Genomic DNA, 8,498 nt, shown 5'->3' on the forward strand with positions numbered 1-8,498 from the left:
ATGAGAGAATCTGTCGCCATCACAATTACTGAATCTAGCCAGGCTGGGGAAGCCCGACGGGTAGCGATGGCTTTGGCGACTCGGCTCGGCTTTGCGGAAACAGAACGGGGCAAAGTTGGCATTGTGGTGACAGAGGTTGCTAATAATCTGGTGCAGCACGCTCACGGCGGAGTGATGCTACTGCGATCGCTCAAGCACCATTTAGCCGTCGGCATTGAGGTTTTGTCGCTTGATAAAGGGCCGGGAATGGTCGATGTAGATGAGTGTTTGCAAGATGGCTTTTCCACAGCCGGAACGTTAGGCAATGGCATGGGTGCAATTCGTCGGCTCTCTGGTTTAGTAGAAATTTACTCGATTCCCAACCAAGGGACAGCGCTTCTTGCTCACCTCTGGTCAGACCCGAGACTCCATGCACCTGAAAATATCTTAGAAATTGGGGTGATCTGTTTGCCCAAACGCGGGGAAGACGTCTCCGGAGATGCCTGGGCATGTCAAGTTGATCGTTACCGTAGCTTGTTGCTAGTAGTTGATGGCTTAGGGCATGGTTCTGCGGCTGCTAGTGCTGCTTCCGAAGCCGTGAGAATCTTTCAAGAACACGATCATCGTTTTCCTGGGGCGATCGTCGAAGCTGCCCATGCAGCCTTGCGAAGTACACGAGGAGCAGTACTCGCCATTGCCGAAATCGATTTTGAACAACAATCTGTCCGCTTTGCCGGAATTGGCAATATCGCTGCCAGCATTTTCTCGGTTACTGAACATCGCAATCTGCTGTCACACAATGGCACAGTCGGACATGAAATCCGCAAAATTCAAGAGTTTAGCTACCCTTGGTATCCCAACGGACTTTTGATTATGCATTCTGACGGCTTAGGCGCTAAGTGGCAGCTCGATCGCTATCCCGGCTTGAGTCAAAAACATCCTAGTTTGATTGCAGGTGTGCTCTACCGAGACTTTAACCGAGAACGGGACGATGTGACGGTGTTAGTGGCTAAAGGAATGGGCAGATGACAATTCTTTTCAAGCTCGAAATCCACTACGAGCAGGATGTTGTGCAAGCTCGGCAACGAACTCGTGAGATCGCTGAAGAGTTGGGCTTTGAGGCTCAAGATCAGGCACGATTGGCAACAGCAGTTTCAGAAATTGCCCGCAACGCTTTTCAGTATGCCAAAGGCGGAACGGTGGAATTTTGTGTAGAAGGAGAGCCGCAGGCGTTTCGGATTCGGATTCAGGATCGGGGTGGGGGCATTCCTCATCTGGCAGAGGTTTTGGCAGGACGCTACACCTCTAACACAGGAATGGGGCTGGGTATTGTGGGCAGCCGCAGGCTGATGGATTTTTTTGAGATTGAATCGCTGCCAGGTCAGGGAACAACGGTGGTGATGAGCAAAAGATTATCGATGCGTACACCTACTTTTACCGATTCACAATTGCAGCAGATTCGAGAAACCTTGATTAAGCGATCGCCCCAGAATCCTTATGAAGAAATCCAGCGACAAAACCAGGAATTGCTGCGGGCAATGGCAGAGTTACGCAAGCGCGAGGAAGAACTGACCCAGCTCAACCGGGAACTAGAAGATACCAATCGCGGTGTGATTGCCCTCTATGCGGAACTGGATGAGAAGGCAAGTTCTTTGCAGCAGGCAAACGAGCTAAAAACGCGTTTTCTCTCAAACATGAGCCACGAGTTTCGCACGCCGCTCAACTCGATTCTGTCGCTCTCTCGGATGTTGCTGGCACGGATGGATGGCGATTTGACCGCCGAGCAAGAAAAGCAGGTAACATTTATCCAAAAGGCGGCAAGCGGATTATCAGAGCTGGTCAATGACCTGCTAGATTTGGCAAAGGTAGAAGCTGGAAAAATTGAAGTGCGTCCCAGTTCTTTTGAAGTCAGCGACTTGTTGGCTACGCTGCGGGGAATGTTGCGCCCATTATTAGTTCAAGGCTCTTCTGTCGCGCTGATTGTGGAGGAACCTGACAGCATAGCTCCGCTCTATACCGATGAGGGCAAAGTCGCTCAAATTCTCCGAAACTTTGTCTCGAATGCACTCAAATTTACCGAGCAGGGAGAGGTGCGCGTGAGCGCTATGCAAACAGGTCATACCGTGACCTTCTCTGTGTCCGATACGGGCATCGGTATTGCGACCGCCGATCAGGAGCGCATTTTTGAGGATTTTGTGCAAATTGAGTCCCGTCTCCAAAAGCAGGTGAAGGGAACCGGATTAGGATTGCCGTTATCGCGCAAGCTGGCGGAGCTACTCGGCGGCAGCGTTTCGGTTAGAAGTGAGCTCGGTCAAGGCTCCATTTTTACAGCATCAATTCCGATCGTCTACCCACATGGAACTGAATTTCCCACCCTACTGCAACCGATCGCATCACTTGAGCCAACTCGCTTGCCCATTCTGGTGGTTGAAGATCATCCTGAAACACTATTTATTTACGAAAACCACCTTCAGCAGTCAACTTATCAATTCATCGCGACCCGCACCTTAGCTCAGGCGAGGCTTGCCTTACAACAACTTCGACCGGCGGCGATTATGCTAGATATTATGCTAGAAGGAGAAAATGGCTGGACGTTCTTGCGAGAAATTAAAGGAGATGCAAGTACTCGCAGCATCCCTGTACTCGTTATTACTATTATTGATAACGAGAAGCAAGCATTGGCGTTAGGAGCGGACGGGTTCTTAATTAAGCCTGTAGACAGATTGCCTTTATTAAACAAGCTTAATATCCTGATTGCTCAGGATCAACCTCAAAAAATATTACTAATTGATGATGACCCTGTCTCTCGGTATCTTGTAAAACAACTGTTGGTAAATACACCGTTGAGTATTTTAGAAGCCGCGAACGGACAGGAGGGGTTAAATTTGGCACAACGCGAGCAGCCAAGTGCGATTGTACTTGACTTGGAGATGCCAGATATCAGCGGGTTTGATGTACTCAAGCAGCTTCAGAACAATTCCGTCACTAAGTCGATTCCTGTGATCATTCACTCATCTGCCCATCTAGATGCAAAAGCGCAGAGCCAGTTAGCAAAACAAAGCATCGCCATTCTTGCTAAAGAGACTGGCTCGCAAGTAGCGGCGAGCGCCCAACTTCAAGATGCGCTCGTCAAAGCTGGACTCGTTTTGGGTGATTGGGGGAAAAGTCATGTCTGAGCCACGAGGTACGATCCTGCACGTTGATGATAATGAAGCCAACCGTTACATTGTGTGCCGGATTTTGCAAAATGCAGGCTTTAGCGTGGTGGAAGCAGCAACTGGAGCAGCAGGATTAAAGGCAGTTGCTGAACATCAGCCTGCTCTGGTAATTCTGGATGTCCAACTACCGGATATCAGTGGCTTTGAAGTCTGTCGCCAAATAAAGGCAAACCCCGAAACGGCTTTTATTCCTGTGCTACACCTTTCTGCAAGTTTTGTCCAAAGCCAGGATAAAGCAGAAGGCTTAGACAGTGGTGCTGATGGCTATTTAGCACAACCCGTTGAACCCATTGAACTGCTTGCTACCGTGCGATCGCTACTGCGAATTCGGCGGGCGGAGGAAGCTGCTTTGTCCTCAGCGCGAGAGTGGCAAACGACCTTTGACTCGATCAACGACGGCGTATGTCTGGTAGACCGAGAAGGTATAATTCTGCGCTGTAATCGAGCGGTGAAGCAGCTTTTTTGCAAGCATCCCAGCGAAATTTTGGGTCGTCCTCACCATGAGCTGATGAACGCAGAATGGGGAATGGGCGACGGCACCTGTTTTCGCCGTGCTAAAGAAACTCACCAACGGCAAGTTCTAGAATTTCAGTTCCAAGGACGGTGGTTTGCCAAAACTATCGATCCGGTATTTGATGGGCAGGGGACTCTCACAGGTGCCGTTTTCATCCTGTCCGATATCACCGAACGTAAACAAGCAGAAGCCTTATTGCAAGAGCAGAACGATCGCCTCAATCAACTAATGCTCTCTTTGCAACAACAGACTGAGGAAGCCCAACAAGCCAATCGGATCAAAGATGAGTTTCTGGCGGTGTTATCTCATGAGTTGCGATCGCCCCTGAACCCAATTTTGGGTTGGTCAAGGCTTCTGCAAACAAGCCAGCAAGATGCAGCCAAAACTCAATACGCGCTCGAAACTATCGAACGCAATGCCAAGCTGCAAGCACAACTGGTTGAAGATCTGCTCGATGTGTCGCGCATTCTCCGAGGCAAGTTGAGTTTGAACGCAGTGCCAATCAGTTTAGCGTTCATCATCAAAGCTGCCCTAGAAACCGTGCGACTCTCAGCTGAAGCTAAATCTATTCAAATTGAATCAAAATTTGAACCGAATGTTGGGCAAGTGTTAGGTGATTCCGGTCGCCTGCAACAGATTGTTTGGAATCTACTGGCCAACGCGATCAAATTTACCCCACCGGGTGGTCGAGTAAAGGTGCGGTTAGAAAGGGCAAAGGATAAAGGTGAAGGGATGACTGAAGTAGATACTCATCCTGCGGAATACGCTCAAATTACTGTCAGCGACACTGGCAAGGGCATCTCTAGTGACTTTCTACCTTATGTCTTTGACTACTTCCGCCAAGCTGATGGGACAACGACCCGAAAATTTGGTGGGTTGGGGTTGGGGTTAGCGATCGTGCGTTACTTGGTTGAATTGCATGGAGGAACTGTTCAAGCAGCGAGTCCTGGAGAAGAGCAAGGGGCAACGTTTACAGTCAAACTTCCAATCATCGCTGCCTCAAAATTGAATCCAGATGATCCTTCTGCTCATCATCACTCAGACTTCAATCTGAATGGATTGCAAGTGCTTTTTGTAGACGATGAAAGAGATTCGCGGGAGTTCATCACCTTCATGCTAGAACAGTACGGGGCAAAAGTGACTGAAGCAGACTCAGTTAACGCAGCTCTGAGCAATTTGGGGCAAGCAAAATTTGATTTGCTCATCAGTGATATTGGTATGCCGGATATGGATGGCTACACACTCATTCGTCAAATTAGAGAGAAGTCGCCCGACCAAGGTGGAACAATCCCCGCGATCGCACTCACTGCTTATGCAGGAGAAATTGATCAACAACAAGCACTAACAGCAGGATTTCAACAGCATATTTCCAAACCAATTGAGCCAGAAGTATTAATGCAGGCTATTTTAACTATAGTAGGGGTATAAAGGGCTAAATGAAATCGTACAGAGAGTTACGCTAGCGAAATGTAGAGATACTGTCGCCAGTTTGAAAAACAATATGCACTCAGTTGGGCATTTCTTGAAGGGAGTACTTACTGAACGCTGGCAGAAGCGATCGCTCAGAATGCATGAAGCTTGAAAAAACTGCCGATACTATATATTTAACTCTTACCAGACTTCTTAAAAACTTTCCAATACTTGTCTTTTCTATACATAACCCTGCTTGAAGCTTAACTGAACTAGGGTCGTAATTACTGTGACGTTTCTACTGGATTGCCTAAAATAGAGTGTGCTTTTGATAACTTTTATAATTTATTTTCAGAGAGTAACTTTTTTATTTATACACGAAAAAGCGCTTGAGATTTTTGCTGACCCAAGCGCCTTCCCGTATAACTTTATACCAATTCACTTGTTTGATGCAACATCTGAAATCCGCAATTACCTTTGAAGAAGGGCACTGCGAGGATAACTTGTAACAAACATGCAGTGAAGTGGTATCACTCCTTGCACTAATTAGAATATCTCTTCTATAATCATACTGGTACTCTGGTGAGTGACAGTTTATCAACTGACACTAGTAAAAACAGACTCACCATGAATGGTGTCTATCAAGACCAAGCAAGACCGTAAGCTATTTGCGTATTTAGTATAAAGCATGACTGTAATTTTGCGATCGCTCACAAGGCAACAGCAATAGGGTAGTTAAGCAAGATACTGATGGTAGTAGCATCAATTCCTTACCCATCAACCAGGAATTGCCATCGACTAAGCTAGGCAATAGCCAAAAATAAGCTAAAAGAATAACTCAACATCAACTCACAGATGGCTCTAACATTTGTATTATTCCAGCATTCGCATCGATTTCTACTTGCACGCCTACTGGCAAAGTAAATTTATCTTTAATATGACCGATCGCGGAACCATACCAAGCGGGAATGCCTAAAGGTAGTATGTGATCTTGCAATACTTGCAATAAGGTAAAATTCGGTTCATCGCCAAGACTACATTTGGTGCATTGCCCAAAAATCAAGCCAGCAATGCGATTCAGTATTCCAGCATTTTTTAACTGCGTCAGCATTCGGTCTACACGATACATATCCTCGCCTATTTCTTCCACAAACAGAATGCATTGGTTCCATGAAGGTAGATAAGGTGAACCTATCATCGCTGATAGTACTGATAAGTTACCACCCACAAGCTTACCTTTAGCTTTCCCTGGTGCGACCGTTGAGAATTGTGCTTCGTTAGTGGTGGGATTTTGCATTCTCACAGCTTCCCCTGTAAACAGAATGCGCTTAACGTAATCCACCGTAAACTGATTCCAAGTAGAAGTGGCAACTGGTCCATGAAATGTAATTACTCGGCTACGGGCGTTGATCGCTAACAATAAAGAAGTAATATCGCTGTACCCCATCAAGATTTTGGGATGAGAGCGAATATTAGTGTAGTTCAGTAAGGGTAAAATGCGATTACAGCCCCAGCCACCACGCATAGCGATAATCGCTTTCACAGATTTATCGATAAACATAGCGTTTAAATCTGCTGCGCGATCGCGATCTTTCCCTGCTAAATATCCATAACGATCTAAAATATGTTTCCCTAACTTGACTTTTAAACCTAAATCTGCAAGGCTACGCTGTGCTATTTCTATATCTTGGGCGTCAACGATACCCGCAGGAGCAACTAATCCCACAGTGTCGCCTATATGCAGACGAGGTGGTTTGAGGGTAGTCTGCGGAGATAGTTGACCTTGGGCAGTAAATGGTTGTAAGTGAGCGGCTAAGGTAGCTAGTCCAAAGCTAGTGAGAAATCGGCGGCGATTTATGGTCATGAAGGCAGTTTAACCCTCTTGTGTCACGCTCTGAAGAGTAAATCTTGAAAAATCAGGATTGTCAATTATTCTCCAACTAAAGTGACAAACCAGGTTAAGTCGCTTAACCTGCAAGGACGAACTGCTCAATGCATCGACCTGCAATGCGATCGCATCGCCCTACAATGCGATTGCATCGACCTACAATGCGATTGTATCGACCTGCAATTTGATTGCATCGCTCTGCAATTTGATTGCATCGACCTGCAATGCGATTGCATCGCCCTACAATTTGATTGCATCGCCCTACAATGCGATCGCATCGACCTGCAATGCGATTGCATCGACTTACAATGCGATCGCATCGCCCTGCAAAAACTAAGCCACCTTTTATTTAACCTGCTATATCTGAGGTAGAAAAGTTTACATTACAGCGAGACTACACCGTAGTAAGCAAGAATAACAAAGACCGCCCCGAGTCCCAAAAGGATAAATCCCGTGTACACAGTTGCTAATGAAATCGCTTGGTAAAGCTTGGAATACGGTGGTTTTTGCCACTCCCAGCGATATGCTAGAGGAGGTTTAGCTTGGAAATATCCCAGTTGCGCAAGTTGCTGACGATGATAGCTGTCATAGCGAGGAACGCGGGCAAAAGGTAGCTCTCCCAAGTGATGCTGAGAAATAATGCGGCGACGTTGATAGGGAACTGTATTCTCCCCAAAATTGGTTTGGTATTCTTCACTATTTAGCAGTGCATTAATGAACCCATGCAACCCTTTTGTAGCCAGGATAATAGACCAGGAAATAGTTTCCTGTTGACTGTAAACGTTTCGCCCCAAAAGACGTTGTACGCACATTTCAACAAATCGGTAGTTGTTGTTTGTGTCGTAGTTGCGTAAGCGAAAGGTATCAGAAATTGCCAATCCCCGAATAAAATCCCGCACGGTAATGCTTCTATTTTTCAACTGCGATTCTAAAGCCAGTTGACGGTTACTGACGAGAATTTGTTGTTCGTTAAAAATCTGACGATAAGCAGCCCAAATCAACTGATTTATTTCTGCGGTCGAAGGAGTTGCTTCAGTAGTGTAGGTTTTAGGATGTTCGTCTCCAGGCAATTCAAATCCTGCAACCCTTTGGTTTTGGCTAGAGGGAGCGTAAGCTAGTAAGGGAATACTCATAATTATGCTGACAAAAGTGTAGAGAAGAGGATTCACTAATTCCTGCATCACGACTTGGTGGAAAGCGGTGCTGGCTTAGACTGTGGCGTAGGCGTAGCCTTTTGTAGACATCGCTCGAAAGTATCGCTCTACGATTTTGAGTAGAGCGCGATCGCCACCAATGCAGGTAAGGATGCGGACAATATACGCCTGTACTTTCAAAAGCAGTAGCAGCAGCGAAATGCCGCTATCAGAGATTCCACACTTTCTGGAGCAAGTAGCGCTAGCTCCTATACAATCACTGTAACAATTACCTGAGAGACCATTTATAAAGTAAATATTAAGTAGGGTGTGTTACGGCTATGCAAGGATTTGGG

The 8,498-nt window shown here is 46.4% G+C and carries 7 protein-coding genes; 4 read left to right on the forward strand and 3 right to left on the reverse strand.

Going from position 1 to position 8,498, the window contains the following annotated elements; all coding sequences use genetic code 11:
- The 3 genes from BV372_RS14625 to BV372_RS14635 are packed head-to-tail and all read left to right on the forward strand — an operon-like array spanning position 1 to position 5,139.
- Complete coding sequence (locus BV372_RS14625) at positions 1-1,008, forward strand: ATP-binding SpoIIE family protein phosphatase (RefSeq protein ID WP_086687221.1); 1,008 nt, start codon at positions 1-3, stop codon at positions 1,006-1,008.
- On the forward strand, positions 1,005-3,155 hold the full coding sequence (locus BV372_RS14630; RefSeq protein ID WP_086687222.1) for an ATP-binding protein: 2,151 nt from the start codon (positions 1,005-1,007) through the stop codon (positions 3,153-3,155). The genes BV372_RS14625 and BV372_RS14630 overlap by 4 nt, the downstream gene beginning before the upstream one ends.
- The gene (locus tag BV372_RS14635; RefSeq protein WP_086687223.1) at positions 3,148-5,139 is read left to right on the forward strand and encodes a response regulator; all 1,992 of its coding nucleotides are present in this window, start codon (positions 3,148-3,150) and stop codon (positions 5,137-5,139) included. The genes BV372_RS14630 and BV372_RS14635 overlap by 8 nt, the downstream gene beginning before the upstream one ends.
- Before the next feature lie 826 nt (positions 5,140-5,965).
- On the opposite strand, the gene BV372_RS14640 is transcribed toward BV372_RS14635, so the two are convergent.
- Positions 5,966-6,985, reverse strand: coding sequence for an LD-carboxypeptidase (locus tag BV372_RS14640; RefSeq protein ID WP_086687224.1), 1,020 nt, complete (start codon positions 6,983-6,985; stop codon positions 5,966-5,968).
- Positions 6,986-7,066: 81 nt separating this feature from the next.
- On the opposite strand from BV372_RS14640, the gene BV372_RS35240 reads away from it, so the two are divergent.
- On the forward strand, positions 7,067-7,381 hold the full coding sequence (locus tag BV372_RS35240) for a hypothetical protein (RefSeq protein WP_143845121.1): 315 nt from the start codon (positions 7,067-7,069) through the stop codon (positions 7,379-7,381).
- A gap of 11 nt (positions 7,382-7,392) precedes the next feature.
- Here BV372_RS35240 and BV372_RS14645 read toward each other — a convergent pair whose 3' ends face one another.
- Positions 7,393-8,142: a phycobilisome rod-core linker polypeptide gene (locus BV372_RS14645; RefSeq protein ID WP_086687225.1), complete on the reverse strand. Its 750-nt coding sequence runs from the start codon at positions 8,140-8,142 to the stop codon at positions 7,393-7,395.
- 75 nt (positions 8,143-8,217) lie between these two features.
- On the reverse strand, positions 8,218-8,343 hold the full coding sequence (locus tag BV372_RS37610) for a hypothetical protein (RefSeq protein WP_256973225.1): 126 nt from the start codon (positions 8,341-8,343) through the stop codon (positions 8,218-8,220).
- Positions 8,344-8,498 lie beyond the last annotated feature (155 nt).

The organism is Nostoc sp. T09 (genome assembly GCF_002154695.1).
Taxonomy (GTDB): Bacteria; Cyanobacteriota; Cyanobacteriia; order Cyanobacteriales; family Nostocaceae; genus Aulosira.